Raw genomic sequence first — 16612 nt, forward strand, 5'->3', positions numbered from 1 at the left:
TATCAATGTCTCTCCGTGCTTAGGAGTGTCCGCAAGCCGTCTTCCTTCGGGGATTTCCGTGACAAGTTCTACCCTTAAGACCCTCCAGGCCGTCCAGACTCTGCACGGCTTCGCCGCCTTTCTTGGAGTAAGTCCGAAGGCACTGGGGCATGCCATCCACGGTATTCCTGAAGCCAGCAAATACACTAAGTTCGAAATTGCAAAAAAGAGCGGAGGCAAACGCGAGATTTGTGCGCCTGTCTCCCATCTGAAACGCATTCAGCGGCGGCTGGCCAACAGGCTTAAAGAGATTGAAACAGTACTCGAGGGCGAGCTCACCACGGATGAGCATGTGCTTTCGCATGGGTTCAAACCAACTCTCTCTATCGCAACAAACGCTCGAGCGCACAAAGGTCGACGCTGGGTGTTCAATATGGACCTCGCCAACTTCTTCCCAAGCATCAATTTCGGGCGCGTCTACGGCTTCTTCCTGAAAAATTCCCGATACGGGGTCAGTAAGACAGTCGCCACACTGATCGCCCAGATAGCCTGCTACGAGAACCGGCTACCGCAGGGTAGCCCGTCTTCGCCCGTGATATCCAACATTGTCGCGCATATCCTCGACATACGGCTGCATAAACTGGCCGCGTCCCTGAACTGCACGTACACCCGCTATGTTGATGACTTGACCTTTTCGACGAATGAAAAAGGGTTTCCGGGCGCTCTCGCCGCGAGGTCACACGACCAAGATAATGCTTGGAAAATTGGAAAAAAACTCAAGAGAATCATCAAGCAAAGCGGCTTTGAAATTAATCCAAAGAAGACCCGAATGCAGTATCGCATTTCCCGTCAGGACGTCACGGGGCTTGTTGTTAATGAGAAGGTGAACATCCGCGCTGAATACTCTCGGATGGCGCGCGCTATGTGCCACCAATTATGGACAAAGGGCGCGGCTTTCCAGAAGAACGGGAAGCTGAAATTGGTGAAAACTCCGGAGCAAGTTCGGGGCATAATGAATTTCGTTTATCATATTAAGGAGCGCGAAGAGGTCCGGCAAGCTGATGGCGCCGAGTTTGACCCGAGCGTACCTCTGCCCGGTTACGCATGCACCTATGCCAAGCTCTTGGACTATCTCTCATTCTGGGGTACTGACAAACCTACTGTCCTTTGTGAGGGTAAGACAGATAACATTTACATCAAGTGCGCCGTCGAGAGCCTTGCGACTAGTTTCCCTACACTGATCGAGTCAAACGGCGGCGTGATCAAGCCCGCAGTACGATTTTTCAATCGAAGCGATGTGAAAGACACAAAAGACAGTCTCACATGGAAGCTACAAAAGCTGGGTGGTGGCGTGACCGAGCTGAGCAATTTCCTGGGGGAGTATCGCGACCGGATAAACGACTTCAAACATGGCGGAACGCATCCCCTGATTATCGTCGTTGACAATGACCAGGAATCGAAGGGACTGTTTAGTCACATCAAGAATATAACCAAGTCCGCGACGCCTGTGGACGGTTCAGAGCCATTTTACTATATTTACGCCAATCTTTACGTTGTCGCCATTCCGAAAATTGACGATAAAGATATGTATATTGAGCGACTTTTCTCCGAAAAAATTTTAAAGAAAACCCTTGGTGGCAAGAAATTCGACGTTACTGGCAAGAAAAACAAAAGCACTCATTATTTCAAAAACGATTTTGCTAAAACGATTATTAAGAAAGGCAAAACAAAGGTCGACTTTAAACGATTTATGCCGCTTTTGCAACGGATAGCCGCTGTTAAGGCTGACTATGCAGCGCGGATTAAGACTGTCCCTTAGCTGGAATCCACCGTACAATCGTAATTGCTGGCATGGGCTGAATGCGATGATGTCCGGAGAAATATATCACCGCAGATTGGATGCTCCAGGAAACACTAATCGCTGTACTTACTTGTACGAAACCCTCAAAAAAACATCTGACCGTAAGGATCTCCCATTAGAGCCTAGCCTACATTGGCACGAGACGCGGTAATATGCTTCTCACAACCACCATCCCCATCTGCGACGGCGGCTTTTTTGGTGTGAGATTCTCAAGGCAGACAGTCCACTACCGTCCCCAATTGAGTCGTTTCGAGGCTCGCGTCCAAATCGTCGTTCCAGAGGGTGAATTGGTATGGCGGCAACGGCCTCTTCTTTAATCGCAGCTTGCCGATCCTACAAAGGCTCGAAACGGAAGCCCTTCTCCTTGCGTGAGATCCGGCCGACGCCGGGTGAGTCGAGATGGGCCCCTGCAATACAATAGCCATTGTCGGCGGCCAGGGCCATGAGGTGCATGCGGCTTGCGCGCGCCTGTTCCTGGTCGGCGTCGAACTCCCAGGTCAGCTCCGGCCTGTCGAATTGAAGCGATGGCACGTGGATCGTGTCACCCCAGATCAGGATCGTCTCGCCCCCGCTGGTGACGCGAAAACAAGTATGGCCGGCCTCGTGGCCCGGCGCGGCCAGGGCCTCGACATCAGCCCCCAGGAATTGCCCCGGTTCGAAGGGTTCCGCTCTCTCGTGGAACCGCTGGAGTCTGGCTTCGTCCCGGAACAGCCCGAGTTCCGCCCGGGGTACGAAGAGACGGGAGAGGTTCGGGAAGGCATCCTCGCCATTGGGCAGAATGAGCCCGTGAATATGATCGAGATGCGTGTGGGTAAAGGCGACGGTCCGGATCCGGCCGGCGGCGATACCCGCCTCGCGCAGGGCCTGGGGCAGGAAGCCCATGCTCGGGTGCCAGGCGTTCGATGATCCGCTGTCGATCAGCGTAACCGCCTCGCCGTCATCGATGGCGAAGGCGTTGACCGAGAGCCTCAGTCCGCCCTCGACGAGATGAAGCTGTGGCGGCAGGTCGGGGCCGAAGGGGCGGTCGCCCGGCTGGCGCAACCGGGTGACGGGCATGTCGACATAGCCGTCCCGGAGAGAAATCAACGTCATGCGACCGAATTCATAGGCGGCATGATGCTCGCCGGCGGCAACACGCTTCATCGATGTCTCCTATGAAGGTTGTACTCTCGCGTAGCGCCGGGCGTTACGCCGCGAGACGATGGAAGGCCGTTCCAGCCGTGCCAGGGAGCCTATGGATGGGCCCAGGCCGATGCTTCGCCCTACTTCTTCAACCTCTCCAAAATCGCCCGCGCCACCGGCTCGTAATTTCCGTCGAAATGATGCCCGCCCGGGCGTTCCACCAGCGTGGCCTTGCTCATTTCGGGGAAGACGCAGGCGGTGCCGTTCTCGACCACTTCCTCCTTGCCGTAGAAGCACATGGTCTTCTCGAAGGGCAGGCCGGGCAGATAGGGCTTGAGGTCGACGTCCGAGGAGGAGGCGACGCCGAGCCAGCCGGAGACGGAGATCTCGAAATCGGCGGTCGGCTCCAGGCCCAGCATGGCGAGGAGGTTGATCTTCTTCTGCATGGGCGGCGGCAGCTTCTGCCAGACGAAGGGGATCACGTCCGCGCCCAGGGAATAGCCGATCACGGCGACGCGCTTGGCGCCCCACAGCTTGGTGTAATAGCCGATGATGCGGGTGAGGTCGCCGGCGATGACATCGGGCTCCTTGGTGCTCCAGAAATAGCGCAGCGAATCGACCCCCACCACGGCGACGCCTTCCTTCTGCAGGATCTCGCCGATGGTCTTGTCGATGTCGCGCCAGCCGCCGTCACCGGAGATGAAGATGGCAAGGCCCGTCGGCGGGCCGGAGGCCGGCAGCTCCACCAGAGGAAGGTCGCTGAGTTCCTGGTTGGGCGGCGCGCCCATCTCGACGGCGGCTTTCACCACGGCATCGACAACGGCGTCAGCCCCGCCGTCGGCGAAGACCGACTGGGCATCCTTGGTGCCGGCGACGAAGGCCTGCGTCGTCGGATCGGGGGCGGAAGCGCCGACATAGGTCCAGCGTCCCGGCACCTTGGCGAGCGGCTTGTACTGCCATTTGCCGTCGGCGGCCTTGGAGACCGGCGCGCCTTCGCACATGCGCAGCTTGGAGGCCATCTCGTCGGAAAAGCCGGTCGAGACGGCTCCGGCGGCGGTGTTTTCCGGGGCCTGGGCAAGATTGATGTAGGCGAAGGTGCCGCCGAGCGTGCCGAGGCCGACGACCACCGGCCAGCGCCAGGTCTGCATGCCCAGTTGGCGCTGGGCCTCGCGGGCCGAGTCCTCGATGTCGCCGAAGGCATAGTGGCAATCTTCCTCGTCGCCCTTGGCGAGGCCGTCGATGAAGGCCTGGCTGTCGATCAGCATCACGGCCGCGCCCTGGTCCACCAATTTGTCGGCCACGGCGCGGTAGGCCGGCGTGAGCCCGTCCTTGTCGGACAGCAAGGCGACGAATTTGGTGGGTTCCTCCTCGGGGGCGAGCACCGTGACGGTGCCGAGGACCTCCTCCTGCACCTTGACCTCACGCGGGGCCGACAGCGCCGATGCCGTGGAGGCCAGCAGGGCGAAACAGAACAAGGCGATGCGGCGCATCAACTGGCCTCCTCGGGCAAAGCGCGTCTCGGGCTCGAAGCGATCAAGCCGGTAACATCCATGAGAATCTGCGGTAGGGCCAGTCCCCGGGGAAGGCAAGATATTTCGGTCGCCAATCCGGCTTGAACTTGTCCTTATAGGCTCTGAGGCCTTCGAAATTGTAGAAGCGGTCGCCGCGCTTGTAGACGAAGGAGCCGATGCGGCTCCACAGCGACGCCAGGCGATGGCGCGCCAGGCCTGACAGTGGTGCCATGCCGAGATTGAACCAGGCAAAGCCCTCGCTTTTGGCCTGGGCCAGAAGGCCGATGAACAACAGGTCCATCATGCCGGCCGGGCCTTGCGGCAGATAGCGCATCAGGTCGACCGTATATTCCTGCTTGTCGGCGCCGCGCCAGATATTGGCGAAGGCGACGATGCGGCCGTCCTGGCGGATCACGGCCTGGTCGTAGCGCCTGATATAGTCTGAGGACCAGAAGCCGAGCGAAAAGCCCTTTTCCTTGTTGCCCTTCTCCTCGAGCCAGGCGTCCGAGACCGCCTGGAGCTCGTCGAGGACGGCGTCGACTTCGGCGGCCGGCACGATCTCGAAGGAGGCGCCGGAGCGCTCGGCCTTGGCGCGGGCCTGGCGCAGGCGGCGGCCCTCGCTGCCTTCGAGCGTGAACTTTTCGAGGTCGACCCAGGCTTCCTCGCCGAGCTTGGCGAGCGAAAAGCCGGCGTCGAGATAAGCAGGCAGATGGCCGGTGGTGACCTGGTAGAACACCGGCGTGCCGCCATTGCGGTCCACCAGTTCCTTGAAGCGCCAGACCATGGCGTCGACCTCGTCCTCGGGCGCGACGGGATCGCCCATGGCGATCCAGCTTCGCCCCTGCACGCCATACATGGTGAAGCCCTTGCCGCTGGCCGACAACAGGAAGCGCTTGTCGCCGAGCAGGGCCAGATGCGCATCCGAGCGGGTGGAATCGCTGATCAGGGGCACCAGCGTTTCCAGTTCCTCGGGCGTCGCCGGATCGAAGGCGGCGCGGCTGGGATGCATCAGGATATAGGCAGCGATGCCGATGGCGACCACGGCCATGGCCAGCGTCGCGCGCAGGAAGCGCGGGGCATCGGCGTTGTAGGCGAAATCCCACCACAATTTGTGCTGGTAGTCGACATTGGCATAGACGAAGAAGCCGAGCCAGACGGTTGCGCCCACCGCCACGAGACAGGCGATGATCCATTCGAAGGAAGGCCGCACCGAGAACAGATCGGCCTGCCGATAGAACTCGTCCCTGTAGAGCACCAGCAGCCCGGCGACGATGCTGCAGATGATGGCCTCCTCGATATCGAGACCCTTGAACAAAGCGGAGACGGCGCCCGCGATCAGCAGCAAGACGGCCAGCCGCTGGGCATTGGCCATGCGCCGCACCAGGCCATAGGAGACGATCAGCAGCACGAGGCCGGCGATGCTGGCTGCGAGCTGCGAGACCTCCAGGAAGGGCAGCGGCACCAGATCGCTCAGGATATCGATGCGATAATGTTCTTCGGGGGTGGCGCTGGAGAACAGCAGGATGACGCCGCCGATGAACACCGCGACGCTGGCGATGCGCGGGATGATCGGCCGGGCGATCGCATGCACCGTCTTGGCGATCCGGCCCACCGAATGCTGGCGCTGGCGGATTTCATAGGCGCCGAACAGCACGCAGGCGATGGCGAAGGGAATGACGTAGTAGACCAGCCGGAACAGGATCAGCGAGACCAGCATGTCCGCGGCGGGAATCTGCGGCTGGGCCAGGATCAGCGTGGTCTCGAACACGCCAACGCCGCCCGGCACATGGCTGATGACGCCGAGCACGGTGGCGATGGCGAACACCACCAGGAAGCTGACGAAACCGGCGTCCGGACCGGCCGGCATGATCAGCCAGAGCGCGCCGGCGGCGGCCACCGTATCCAGCAGGCCGACCAGGATGGCCCCGAGCGTCGCCTGCGGGCCGGGCAGGGGCATGGTGTGCTCGCCGATGCTGATCGTCCGCGGGCGAAGGGCCGAGATGATCAGCCAGAGCGCGACGCCGCCGATCACGGTGAGGCCGATGGCGAGGTTGAGGCCGGGCGCAAGCCCATCCAGGGGCGCCAGCACGGAGGGCTGGAACAAGAGGCAGACCGCGGCGACGGTGGCGATGCCGAGCCAGAAGGTCAGCGTCGTCAGGGCGCCCACGGCCAGGATCTGGCTCGGTTTCAGGCCATGGGCCTGGTAGAGGCGCCAGCGCACGGCACCGCCGGTCAGCACGCCGAAGCCGAGCGTATAGGTGAAGGCGTGGCTGATGAAGGAAGTGAAGGCGATCGCCGGCAAGGGCACCTGCCGCGCGCCGACATGGCGCAGGGCCAGCAGGTCATAGCCGATCAGGGCGCCATAGGAGAGCGCGGTGGCGACGAAGGCGAGCGCAACCTGGCTCCAGGCGATGCGGGACACCGCATTGCTCACCTCGGACCAGGTGATGCCGGCGAAAATCTGGTAGAGCGCAGCCGCGGCGATGGTGAAGACCACCAGCCCGACCAGCAGGCCGGCCTTGCTCCAGTCGATGTGCTTGAGCAGGCCGGTCTTCGGGCGCTCAGCCGTTGGGATGGCGGCCGCCGAGACCTTGGGGCCGTCGTCGCGCGCCACAGCGCGGTCGAGCGAGCCCACCACTTCAGCCATGCCTTGTTCCCGTTTCAATGCGATTGTCCCAGCTACTGAATCGTTTCTATACGATCAGAGCCTCCTGTCAGCAGTAGAACGGGTTCGAAGTGGCCACCGTGCCCGGTATCCACTCCTGAATTGTTCAGTCTAAGATCAGGAGACGGGCCGTTCATGCTGACAGAAGATGGCATTCCAACGGCAGTCGCGTGAAATATGGGTCACAATCCGGCCATCGCCTCGGGGGGAATGATGGCGCCGCGATGGGTGATCACGCGCGCGGCGAGCCGGTGGCCCTGCAGCGCCGCCTCCTCGTTGGAGCGCTCACGCCGGCGGGCGGCAAGATAGCCGGCGTTGAAGCTGTCGCCGGCGGCGGTGGTGTCGACGGGCGAGACCGCTTGCGGCACCGGAACGTGGCCATCGATGCCGTCCCGGCGCAGGAAGGCGCCGTTGGTGCCGTCCTTCACCGCGATTTCGCCGATGCCATGGTCGGCCAGGCGCGTGAGCGTGTCCTGCGGCGTGGCATCGCCCCACAGCGCCTGCTCGTCGTCGAAGGTAGGCAGCATGATGTCCACCAAGGGCAGGAAACGGCTGAAAGCCTGCCGGGCCCGGGCGGGATCGCCACCCCAGCCGCGCGGGCGGTAATTGCCGTCGAAGGCGATGCTGGCGCCAGCAGCCTTGGCGCGTTTCAGGACGGCATCGAAACGCTCGAGGCCCGCAGATGTATAGAGCGACAGCGTAATCCCGGAGAAATAGACGATCGCGGCGGTTTCGATACGGGCGATCAGCGCCTCGGCCTCGGCGAGCTCGAACAGGCTGCGGGCCGGCGCGCTGTCGCGCCAGTAATAGAAGCGTCGCTCGCCCTTGGCATCGGTCTCGATGACATAGAGCCCCGGCACGCGGCCGGCCAGGCGCGGCACGCCGGCCATGCCGACCTTCTCGCCGACGGCGAGGTCCGAGATCGCCTGGGAATAGGGGTCGTCCCCCAGCGCCGTGGCATAGGCGACGTCGAGCCCGAGGCGGGCCGCATAGACGGCGGTGTTGAAGGTATCGCCGCCATAGCCCAGGGACATGCCGTCCCCGCGGCGCGACAGTTCCACCATGCATTCGCCGATGGCGACGAGATCAGTCATATCGTTTTCCTTGCGGATTGCGGGGCGGCGGCCAAAGCGTTTTGCGATTAGACGGAATCGCCTGGAACCGCAAAGCCGCAATCGCCAATCCGTTGGCTTGGCTGGGGCTTACATGCCCGTTCCCGGATTGGCGCTGAGGAACTCGCCCATCCGTGCCAAAGCCCGCCTGATGTTCTCGGCTGAGTTGGCGTAGGACAGCCGGATATAGCCCTCGCCATATACGCCGAAATCGGGCCCGCCGATGGTGGCGACGCCGGCCTTCTCCAGAAGGGCGGAGGCGAGGGGCTTGGCCTTCCAGCCGGTCGCCCGGATGTTGGGGAAGGCATAGAAGGCGCCCTTCGGCACCACGGAGCTGACGCCGGGCAGGCCGTTGAGGCCATCCACCACGATCTTCCGGCGCCGGTCGAACTCGGCGACCATGGCATGCACCGCATCCTGCGGGCCGGTGAGGGCGGCAAGCCCGGCCCATTGCGCGCTGGCATTGACGCAGGAATAGGAATTGACCGCCAGCTTGCGGGCGGCATCCCCCCAAAGCTTCGGCCAGAGCGAGAAGCCCATGCGCCAGCCCGTCATGGCGTAGGTCTTGGACCAGCCGTCGAGCAGGATCAGGCGGTCGCGGATGGAGGGATAGGTCAGCAGCGAGACATGCTGCAGGCCGTCATAGCTCATCTGGCTGTAGATCTCGTCGGAGAGGATGGCGACATGGGGATGGGCCTCCAGCCCCTTCACCAGCGCATCGATCTCGGCCTTGGGCGTGACGCCGCCGGTGGGGTTGGCCGGCGAATTGAGAATGAGAAGGCGGGTGCGCGGCGTGATCAGCGCCAGCGTCTCGGCGGCCGAGAAGGCAAAGCCGTTCTCCTCGCGGATCGGCACCGGCACCGGCGTGGCACCGGTGAACTCGATCATCGAGCGATAGATCGGAAAGCCGGGATCGGGATAGAGGATCTCCGCGCCGGGCTCGCCGAACATCAGGATGGCCATGAACATGGTGACCTTGCCGCCGGGCACCACGATGACCTCGTCGGGCGAGACGGCAACGCCGGTGCGGTGCTCGACATCGGCGGCGACAGCTTCGCGCAGCGGCAGGATGCCCGTGGCCGGCGTATAGCCATGATGACCGTCGCGCAGCGCCTTGATGGCGGCCTCGACGATATGGTCAGGTGTGGGAAAATCAGGCTGGCCGATGCCCAGATTGATGATGTCGCGCCCCTCGCGTGCCAGATCCGTGGCCCTGGCGAGGACAGCGAAGGCGTTCTCCTCGCCGATGCGGGAAAAGGCGGGAACGAGATCGGGCATTTGGGTCATTCCATTGCGGCGGGATGTCGGCTGAACTGCATTGCTAGCACCAGAATCACGAAACTGGGAATCGGCAATCGGCCGCATGAGCTTTGCCGTTGCGAATAGTCTGACAAAAGTGTTAACTCGTGAAGTAGAGCGTAAATGCTGTCCGCGGTAGAGCGCGGGCGGGGCACGAAAGACAGGGAGGCTTGCCATGGCTGACACCAATAACAAGACGAGAAGATTGCGGTCGCAAGCCTGGTACGACAATCCGGACAATCCGGGTATGACCGCGCTCTATATCGAACGCCAGCTCAATTTCGGCCTGACCCGCAAGGAATTGCAGTCGGGCAAGCCGATCATCGGCATCGCCCAGACCGGCTCGGACCTTTCCCCCTGCAACCGCCATCATCTCGTGCTCGCCGAGCGCGTGCGCGAGGGCATCCGTGAGGCGGGCGGCATCGCCTTCGAATTTCCGGTGCATCCGATCCAGGAGACCGGCAAGCGTCCCGGCGCCGCGCTCGACCGCAACCTGGCTTATCTCGGCCTGGTCGAATTGCTCTACGGCTATCCGATCGATGGCGTGGTGCTGACCATCGGCTGCGACAAGACCACGCCTGCCTGCCTGATGGCGGCGGCCACCGTGAACATCCCGGCCATCGCCCTGTCGGTCGGCCCGATGCTCAACGGCTGGTGGCATGGCGAGCGCACCGGTTCGGGCACGGTCGTCTGGAAGGCGCGCGAGATGCTCGCCACCGGCGAGATCGACTATGAGAACTTCATGGACATGGTGGCCTCTTCGGCCCCCTCGACCGGCTATTGCAACACCATGGGCACCGCGACCACCATGAACTCGCTGGCCGAGGCGCTCGGCATGCAGCTTCCCGGTTCGGCCGCCATTCCCGCGCCCTATCGCGAACGCCAGCAGATTTCCTACGAGACCGGCAAGCGCATCGTCGACATGGTGCATGAGGACCTTAAGCCCTCCGACATCATGACGCGCGAGGCCTTCGAAAACGTCATCGTGGTCAATTCGGCCATCGGCGGTTCCACCAATGCGCCGATCCACATCAACGCCATCGCCCGCCATATCGGGGTCGAGCTCGACATCCGCGACTGGCAGACCGTCGGCCACAAGGTGCCGCTGCTGGTGAACCTGCAGCCGGCCGGCAAATATCTCGGCGAGGACTACCAGCATGCCGGCGGTGTGCCGGCGGTGGTCAACGAACTGATGAAGCACAAACTCATCCACGAGAATGCGCTCACCGTGAACGGCAAGTCGATCGGCGAAAACTGCAAGGACGCCAAGATCGAGCTGCCCGACGTGATCCGCAGCTTCGACACCGCGCTGGTGCAGGATGCCGGCTTCATCGTGCTCTCGGGCAATTTGTTCGATTCGGCGATCATGAAGACCAGCGTGATCTCCAAGGAATTCCACGACCGCTATCTCGCAGATCCCAAGAACCCCGGCGCCTTCGAGGGGCGGGCCATCGTGTTCGAAGGGCCCGAGGACTACCACCACCGCATCGAGGATCCGGCTCTCGGCATCGACGAACACTGCATGCTGTTCATCCGCGGCACCGGGCCGATCGGCTATCCCGGCGCGGCGGAGGTGGTGAACATGCAGCCGCCGGCCGCGCTGATCAAGCGCGGCATCACCTCGCTGCCCTGCATCGGCGACGGGCGCCAGTCGGGCACCTCGGGCTCGCCCTCCATCCTCAACGCCTCGCCGGAAGCAGCCGCGGGCGGCGGTCTCGCGATCCTGCAGACTGGCGATAGGGTGCGCATCGACCTCAACAAGGGCGAGGCCAACATCCTGATCTCCGACGAGGAACTGGCCAAGCGTCGGGCCGATCTCGCCGCGGCGGGTGGTTTTCACTATGCGCCGAGCCAGACGCCCTGGCAGGAAATCCAGCGCGCCATGGTGGATCAACTCGGCGACGGTATGGTGCTCAAGCCTGCTGTCAAGTATCAGAGGGTCGCCCAGACCTATGGCATCCCCCGCGACAATCACTAGTTGGTGACAAAGTGTCACCGACATGATTTTGACGGGATGCTCGCATAGAAGACGGGGCCGGTCGTTGCCGGCCCTTCCCAAGTGGGTTCCTCCTGATCGAGCCACAGGCTCGATCAGGAGGAACCCACGGGATTTCAAACGCTTGCGGAATTTCCCGATATTGCTCATCCGTGAGTAATATCGGGAAATTTCGCTTGGACCTGCCAGGACCCGTGCCATGACCTTGAAACGCCTTGCCGCTCCCCTTGCCGCCGGATTGCTCCTGACGGTTGCCGTGGGTGGCAGCGCTCAGGCTGGCCTGTTCGATTTCCTGTTCCGGCCCCGCCAGGAATCGCGGCCGGCGCCAGCACCCGTGCCGCAGCAACAGCAACAGCAGCAACGCGCTCGTCCGGCACCCGCGCCCGTGGTCAGCGCGCCCAAGGCGCGGGGCTACTGCGTGCGCACTTGTGACGGCTATTATTTCGCCACCGGCTTCATCCGCTCCCAGCGCGACGAGGACATGCAGAGCTCGATGTGCGAAGCCTCGTGCTCGGGCGGCCAGATGGTGCTCTACAAGGCCAGCGGTTCCAATGATGGCAGCAATGGCAACACCAAGCCGGCGATCGAATCGGCCGTCGACAGTGCAGGCGCGCTCTACACCGCGCTGCCCACCGCTTATGCCTTCCGCGACAGCGAAAACCCGGCCTGTACCTGCCAGTCCAATGCGCGTGGCCTGCCGCAGATCCCGATCTCGGTCGATCCCACTTTGCGCAATGGCGACATCGTGGTGATGCCGGATGGCCTCAAGGTGTTCCGCGGCGCTGGCAATGTGCCTCACCCCGATACGGATTTCAGCTCGGTCGCCTCCTCCAAGGCCCTGTCCGGCGTAGTGCGCCAGCAGGTGCTTTCGCTTGAACAACGCATCGCGCCGCCGCAATAATGCGATCATCTGATCATTTGATCGTTGGGATGATGGATCGGAATCGGCACGGGCCGCTTTCCTGATCGCATAGGCGCGAAGGACATTCGATGGACTTGTCGACTTGGAAGGGCGTGCCGCGCCCGGAGCGCGTCGTGCTCGATGGACGTTATACCCGCTTGGAGCCACTCGATCCGACGCTCCACGGCGCCGATCTCCTGCATTCGGCCCAGGAGCCGGGGGCCGACGGGCGCTTCCGTTACCTGTTCGAGGGCGTACCGGGGAATGCCGCCGACTTCTCGGCTTGGCTCGACAAAGCGTCCTCGACGGCGGATCCGATGTTCTTTGCGGTGATCGACAGAGCGAGCGGCAAGGCCGAGGGCCGACAGGCCCTGATGCGGATCGAGCCCGTGCACGGCGTCATCGAGATCGGCAGCATTCTCTGGGGGCCCGCGATCGCCCGCACGCGGGTGACAACGGAAGCTCTCTATCTCTTCGCCCGCCATGCCTTCGAGACGCTTGGCTATCGGCGCTTCGAATGGAAGTGCCATAATCTCAACGAACCGTCCAAGCGGGCGGCGACGCGCTTCGGCTTCACCTTCGAGGGCGTCTTCCGCCAGCATATGGTGGCCAAGGGCCAAAACCGCGATACTGCCTGGTTCTCGATCATCGACGGCGAATGGCCACGTCTCAAGGCGGGCTACGAAGCCTGGCTGGATCCAGCCAATTTTGACGCTCAAGGTCAGCAGAAGAGCAAGCTGAGCTTCGGCTGAACGCTTGCCGGGCGAAAACGGGCCGATTCAAAATCGGGTTCCTTGGTCTTTACGGTAGATCCGAGTCCGTTCCAGCTTCGATTTCTTCGTCACGATTGCGCAGGGGATTGACGTCGTGCACCAGGCGGGCTGCGGTCGCGAGAGCGGTCATCGCCCTCTTCTTCACCTCCGGGGGTAAGCCGGTCTGGTCGAACGCCTTGTCCATGCTGCGGATCCAGATGTCGCGCGTCTCGGCTGTCACAGCCACATGGGCATGGATGGCCCTCACATCCGAATGGCCGTGAAATTCGACATAGAGACGCGGTCCCCCGAAGAAGCCCATCAGGAAGCGGGTCTGCTCGACGCGGGAATGAGCGACGCCATGGCCGTCGAGATGCAGCATGTGGAGTGCGGCCGCCGCCGGATCCTGCTCGACGATGTCGTAAAACAAATCCACAAGCCGGGAGATACCGTCTTCGCCGCCCAATTGCCGGTAAATGGAGGGACGCTGCTGTTGCATCGTTTCGACCTGTCGAGCGCTGCACGGGTTGCGTCGACATCGTGATGGCAATGTGCCGGCTCGGCAATCTGCCATCACGTCGCGGTTGGCAAGGGCCGGAAGTTCGCCTCCAGCTCCTTGCAGCGTTCCTGGCGCCTCGCAGCGATGGGATTGGGCTCAGCCAATCCGCATCGAGAGTTCGACATCCTCGCCGAAGGGGGTCGACAGATAGCCTCGGGCCGGCGAGCGCACGCGGGCGAGATAGTCGGGGCTGTAGTCGGCATTGTCGGCGACGATGAGGGCGCCAGGCCTGAGCCGGCTTTCCAGCAGATCGAGGATCTCGGGGTAGAGGGCCTTGGCGCCGTCGAGCAGGACCAGATCGATCGCCTCCGGCAGGCCGGTGCTCAGCGTACGCAGTGCGTCTCCCTCCCGGATTTCGACGAGATCGAGAAGACCGCCGGCGGCAAGGTTTTGCCGGGCCCGTTCCAGCTTGGACGGCTCGAACTCGCTGGTGATCAGCCGGCCGCCGCCATTGTCCCGCAGCGCCGCGGCCAGATGCAGGGTCGAGATGCCGAACGAGGTTCCGAATTCGACGATCGTCTGCGCCCGGCAACTGCGGGCCAGCATGTAGAGCAGCAGGCCGGTTTCGCGCGAAACGGCGAGCGGCAGGTCCTTCAGCCGGCCATAAAGGTCGAGATATTCGGTCTTGCTGCGCATCAGGCGCTCGCGTTCCGGGCGGGAGAGCTCGGCCACGGCGGGGATCGCTGCCGGCGAGGTGGCGTCGGCCTCTTCGAACAGGCGGTCCAGCAGGAGCGCAAGCGGGGCGGCGGTCAGGGTGGTCATGGCAGGCTCCGGTTTGGGAAAACGCATTCTTGCGCCGGACTAGAAATACGATTAATTCGTCGCGTTCACTATTCGCATTGGCCTGCATCCCGATGACCGATCGTCGAAGCTCTTCTGTTTCCTTACGAAAACAGCCTCGGCAGACCCGCTCGACCGAGCTGGTCGCCGTCATTCTGGAGGCCGCCATTCAGGTTTTGAGGAAGGAGGGCGCTCAGCGCTTCACCACGGCGCGGGTGGCCGAGAAGGCCGGCGTCAGCGTCGGTTCGCTCTATCAATATTTCCCCAACAAGGCGTCGATTCTCTTCAGGCTCCAGAGCGACGAATGGCGGCAGACGACCGAGTTACTGCGCGCCATCCTGCAGGACGGCGACAAGCCGCCGCTCGAAAGGCTGCGTGTTCTCGTCCATACCTTCATCCGCTCGGAATGCGACGAGGCCACGGTGCGCGGGGCGCTCGACGATGCTGCGCCGCTCTACCGTGACGCGCCCGAGGCGGAGGCAGCCAAGGCAGCGGGAGACGGCATCGTCGAGGCCTTCATGCGGGAGGCTCTGCCGAAGGCTTCGGAAACGACACGAACCTTGGCCGGGGACCTGATCGCCTCTACGCTGAGCGCGATCGGCAAGCAATTTTCGGAAAGCCCGCGGACGCCGGCGGAGATCGAGGCCTATTCCGATGCCATGGCCGACATGGTGTGCGCCTATCTCGAACGGTTGATGGCGAATTGAGGGGGAGCCCGGGAGAGCCGACAATCCCGGCGAGGCTTCGAGGGCGGATGAACGTCCTTGCTTTGGAACCTCTTGCGGGTCGGCATCGATTGCGCGAATGCTCGATCGGGCGGATTCGGATGTGCATCATCGCCGGTCCCCCTCGATCCCCGATAGCTGCACGATTTCGAGCCTCGTCATGAAATTTCGTCGCGCCGCCAGAACCGAGATCCCTGCGATCACCGTCCTGCAGCAGGCGGCCTATGCTCCCTTGAAACAGCGCATCGGCATATCCCTGCCGCCGCATGATGCGGATTTCATGGCCCTGTTCGAGGCGATGGAGATCTGGGTGTCCGGTTCGTCCGAGGCCCTCGAAACTGCCCTCATCGTCGAGCCGAAACCCGATCATCTGCTGATCTGGAGCCTTGCCGTGGCCCCTGCGCTCAAGGGCCGTCGCCTGGGTTCGGCCCTGCTCGATTTTGCCGAAGACCGGGCCCGGCGCGACGGGCATGGGCTCGTGCGGCTCTACACCAATGAGCGCTTCACCGAGAATGTCGCCTGGTACCAGCGGCGCGGCTACGCCATCGAGCGGGTGGAGGAACGCCCCGATCGCCGCATCGTGCATTTCAGCCGCGACGTCACGGCTCTTGTTCCGTAGTTCGGCCTCAGCGGCCGGCTACCAGGACCGGGTCGCTGCGATAGACGGACGGGAAGAGCTGCCGGAGGGCGGCGACCTTGGGCAGGTCGTTGATGACGATATAGGGCTGGGTCGGATGGCGGGTCAGGTAATCCTGGTGATAGGCCTCCGCCGCAAAGAAGCCCTGCAGCGGCGCGATGCGCGTCGCGATCGGCCGGGCGAAGGCCTTGGCACCGTCGAGCTGGCTGACATAGGCGGCGGCGATGCGGGCCTGTTCCGCGCTGGCGGTGAAGATCTGCGAGCGGTATTGCGTGCCGCTGTCGGGACCCTGCCGATTGAGCTGGGTGGGATCATGCGCCACCGAGAAATAGATCTGCAGGATCTGGCCGTAGGAGATGAGGCGGGGGTCGAAACGGATGCGCACCGCTTCGGCGTGACCGGTCGAGCCGGTCGAGACGGTGTCGTAGGTGGCGGTGTCGGCCGTGCCGCCGGCATAACCCGAAACCGCCGAGGTGACGCCTTTCACATGCTGGAACACGCCCTGCACGCCCCAGAAGCAGCCGCCTGCCAGCACCGCTGTTTCCGAGCCTGCTGTCGATCGGGTGTCGAGGCCGGGGGCGGCGACCTTGCGCGGCGATTCTTCGGCGTTCGAAACCGAGAACCACAGGCCGGTGCCGAGGCAGGTCGTAAGGGCTGCCGCCAGGATCAGGATGCCGCGTCGTTTCATCATCGTCCTCCACTCGAGCAAAACG

General features: G+C 62.9%; 14 protein-coding genes. 6 read left to right on the forward strand and 8 right to left on the reverse strand.

What is annotated here, in order from left to right:
- Nucleotides 1-58: 58 nt before the first annotated feature.
- A complete protein-coding gene (locus ACR9ZN_RS28415; protein ID WP_481273767.1) occupies nucleotides 59-1798 on the forward strand; it encodes a retron Ec67 family RNA-directed DNA polymerase/endonuclease in 1740 nt (579 codons plus the stop codon).
- 375 nt (nucleotides 1799-2173) lie between these two features.
- On the opposite strand, the gene ACR9ZN_RS28420 is transcribed toward ACR9ZN_RS28415, so the two are convergent.
- The 5 genes from ACR9ZN_RS28420 to ACR9ZN_RS28440 form a co-directional block, all read right to left on the reverse strand.
- Entirely contained in the window at nucleotides 2174-2983 is an 810-nt protein-coding gene (locus ACR9ZN_RS28420; RefSeq protein ID WP_481273768.1) for an MBL fold metallo-hydrolase, read from the reverse strand.
- A 119-nt stretch (nucleotides 2984-3102) separates the two neighbouring features.
- Complete coding sequence (locus tag ACR9ZN_RS28425; RefSeq protein WP_481273769.1) at nucleotides 3103-4452, reverse strand: virulence factor family protein; 1350 nt, start codon at nucleotides 4450-4452, stop codon at nucleotides 3103-3105.
- A gap of 43 nt (nucleotides 4453-4495) precedes the next feature.
- Nucleotides 4496-7120: a bifunctional lysylphosphatidylglycerol flippase/synthetase MprF gene (gene mprF / locus ACR9ZN_RS28430; RefSeq protein WP_481273770.1), complete on the reverse strand. Its 2625-nt coding sequence runs from the start codon at nucleotides 7118-7120 to the stop codon at nucleotides 4496-4498.
- 200 nt (nucleotides 7121-7320) lie between these two features.
- Nucleotides 7321-8232 (reverse strand): sugar kinase, encoded by a 912-nt coding sequence (locus ACR9ZN_RS28435; protein ID WP_481273771.1) that lies wholly within the window; start codon nucleotides 8230-8232, stop codon nucleotides 7321-7323.
- 108 nt (nucleotides 8233-8340) lie between these two features.
- Entirely contained in the window at nucleotides 8341-9528 is a 1188-nt protein-coding gene (locus ACR9ZN_RS28440) for a pyridoxal phosphate-dependent aminotransferase (RefSeq protein WP_454812677.1), read from the reverse strand.
- Between the two features lie 196 nt (nucleotides 9529-9724).
- Here ACR9ZN_RS28440 and ACR9ZN_RS28445 point away from each other — a divergent pair, with 196 nt between their 5' ends.
- The 3 genes from ACR9ZN_RS28445 to ACR9ZN_RS28455 all read left to right on the forward strand — a co-directional run bounded on the left by ACR9ZN_RS28445 (nucleotide 9725) and on the right by ACR9ZN_RS28455 (nucleotide 13198).
- Complete coding sequence (locus ACR9ZN_RS28445) at nucleotides 9725-11527, forward strand: IlvD/Edd family dehydratase (RefSeq protein WP_434955036.1); 1803 nt, start codon at nucleotides 9725-9727, stop codon at nucleotides 11525-11527.
- Nucleotides 11528-11744: 217 nt separating this feature from the next.
- On the forward strand, nucleotides 11745-12446 hold the full coding sequence (locus tag ACR9ZN_RS28450) for a DUF2865 domain-containing protein (protein WP_434955037.1): 702 nt from the start codon (nucleotides 11745-11747) through the stop codon (nucleotides 12444-12446).
- An 89-nt stretch (nucleotides 12447-12535) separates the two neighbouring features.
- Nucleotides 12536-13198, forward strand: a complete 663-nt coding sequence (locus ACR9ZN_RS28455) for a GNAT family N-acetyltransferase (protein ID WP_454812678.1) — start codon at nucleotides 12536-12538, stop codon at nucleotides 13196-13198.
- A gap of 49 nt (nucleotides 13199-13247) precedes the next feature.
- Here the strand turns inward: ACR9ZN_RS28455 and ACR9ZN_RS28460 are convergent, their stop codons facing one another.
- Nucleotides 13248-13697 carry a group II truncated hemoglobin gene (locus ACR9ZN_RS28460; protein WP_454812679.1) on the reverse strand — a complete coding sequence of 150 codons (450 nt, stop codon included), beginning with the start codon at nucleotides 13695-13697 and terminating at the stop codon, nucleotides 13248-13250.
- Between the two features lie 156 nt (nucleotides 13698-13853).
- Nucleotides 13854-14519 (reverse strand): O-methyltransferase, encoded by a 666-nt coding sequence (locus tag ACR9ZN_RS28465; protein ID WP_454812680.1) that lies wholly within the window; start codon nucleotides 14517-14519, stop codon nucleotides 13854-13856.
- A gap of 92 nt (nucleotides 14520-14611) precedes the next feature.
- Here ACR9ZN_RS28465 and ACR9ZN_RS28470 point away from each other — a divergent pair, with 92 nt between their 5' ends.
- Nucleotides 14612-15244 (forward strand): TetR/AcrR family transcriptional regulator, encoded by a 633-nt coding sequence (locus ACR9ZN_RS28470; RefSeq protein WP_454812681.1) that lies wholly within the window; start codon nucleotides 14612-14614, stop codon nucleotides 15242-15244.
- 178 nt (nucleotides 15245-15422) lie between these two features.
- On the forward strand, nucleotides 15423-15881 hold the full coding sequence (locus ACR9ZN_RS28475; RefSeq protein ID WP_481273772.1) for a GNAT family N-acetyltransferase: 459 nt from the start codon (nucleotides 15423-15425) through the stop codon (nucleotides 15879-15881).
- Nucleotides 15882-15888: 7 nt separating this feature from the next.
- Here the strand turns inward: ACR9ZN_RS28475 and msrA are convergent, their stop codons facing one another.
- A complete protein-coding gene (msrA, locus tag ACR9ZN_RS28480; protein WP_454816679.1) occupies nucleotides 15889-16587 on the reverse strand; it encodes a peptide-methionine (S)-S-oxide reductase MsrA in 699 nt (232 codons plus the stop codon).
- Nucleotides 16588-16612 lie beyond the last annotated feature (25 nt).

This window comes from Labrys sp. HAY1-8F (genome assembly GCF_056754975.1).

Excerpts from the sequence above, each read along its gene's own strand:
- ACR9ZN_RS28450 (WP_434955037.1), top strand. The coding sequence starts at position 11,745 with ATGACCTTGAAACGCCTTGCCGCTCCCCTTGCCGCCGGATTGCTCCTG.
- msrA (WP_454816679.1), bottom strand. The coding sequence starts at position 16,587 with ATGAAACGACGCGGCATCCTGATCCTGGCGGCAGCCCTTACGACCTGC.
- ACR9ZN_RS28435 (WP_481273771.1), bottom strand. The coding sequence starts at position 8,232 with ATGACTGATCTCGTCGCCATCGGCGAATGCATGGTGGAACTGTCGCGC.
- ACR9ZN_RS28425 (WP_481273769.1), bottom strand. The coding sequence starts at position 4,452 with ATGCGCCGCATCGCCTTGTTCTGTTTCGCCCTGCTGGCCTCCACGGCA.
- ACR9ZN_RS28465 (WP_454812680.1), bottom strand. The coding sequence starts at position 14,519 with ATGACCACCCTGACCGCCGCCCCGCTTGCGCTCCTGCTGGACCGCCTG.
- ACR9ZN_RS28460 (WP_454812679.1), bottom strand. The coding sequence starts at position 13,697 with ATGCAACAGCAGCGTCCCTCCATTTACCGGCAATTGGGCGGCGAAGAC.
- ACR9ZN_RS28420 (WP_481273768.1), bottom strand. The coding sequence starts at position 2,983 with ATGAAGCGTGTTGCCGCCGGCGAGCATCATGCCGCCTATGAATTCGGT.
- mprF (WP_481273770.1), bottom strand. The coding sequence starts at position 7,120 with ATGGCTGAAGTGGTGGGCTCGCTCGACCGCGCTGTGGCGCGCGACGAC.
- ACR9ZN_RS28440 (WP_454812677.1), bottom strand. The coding sequence starts at position 9,528 with ATGCCCGATCTCGTTCCCGCCTTTTCCCGCATCGGCGAGGAGAACGCC.
- ACR9ZN_RS28455 (WP_454812678.1), top strand. The coding sequence starts at position 12,536 with ATGGACTTGTCGACTTGGAAGGGCGTGCCGCGCCCGGAGCGCGTCGTG.
- ACR9ZN_RS28445 (WP_434955036.1), top strand. The coding sequence starts at position 9,725 with ATGGCTGACACCAATAACAAGACGAGAAGATTGCGGTCGCAAGCCTGG.
- ACR9ZN_RS28470 (WP_454812681.1), top strand. The coding sequence starts at position 14,612 with ATGACCGATCGTCGAAGCTCTTCTGTTTCCTTACGAAAACAGCCTCGG.
- ACR9ZN_RS28475 (WP_481273772.1), top strand. The coding sequence starts at position 15,423 with ATGAAATTTCGTCGCGCCGCCAGAACCGAGATCCCTGCGATCACCGTC.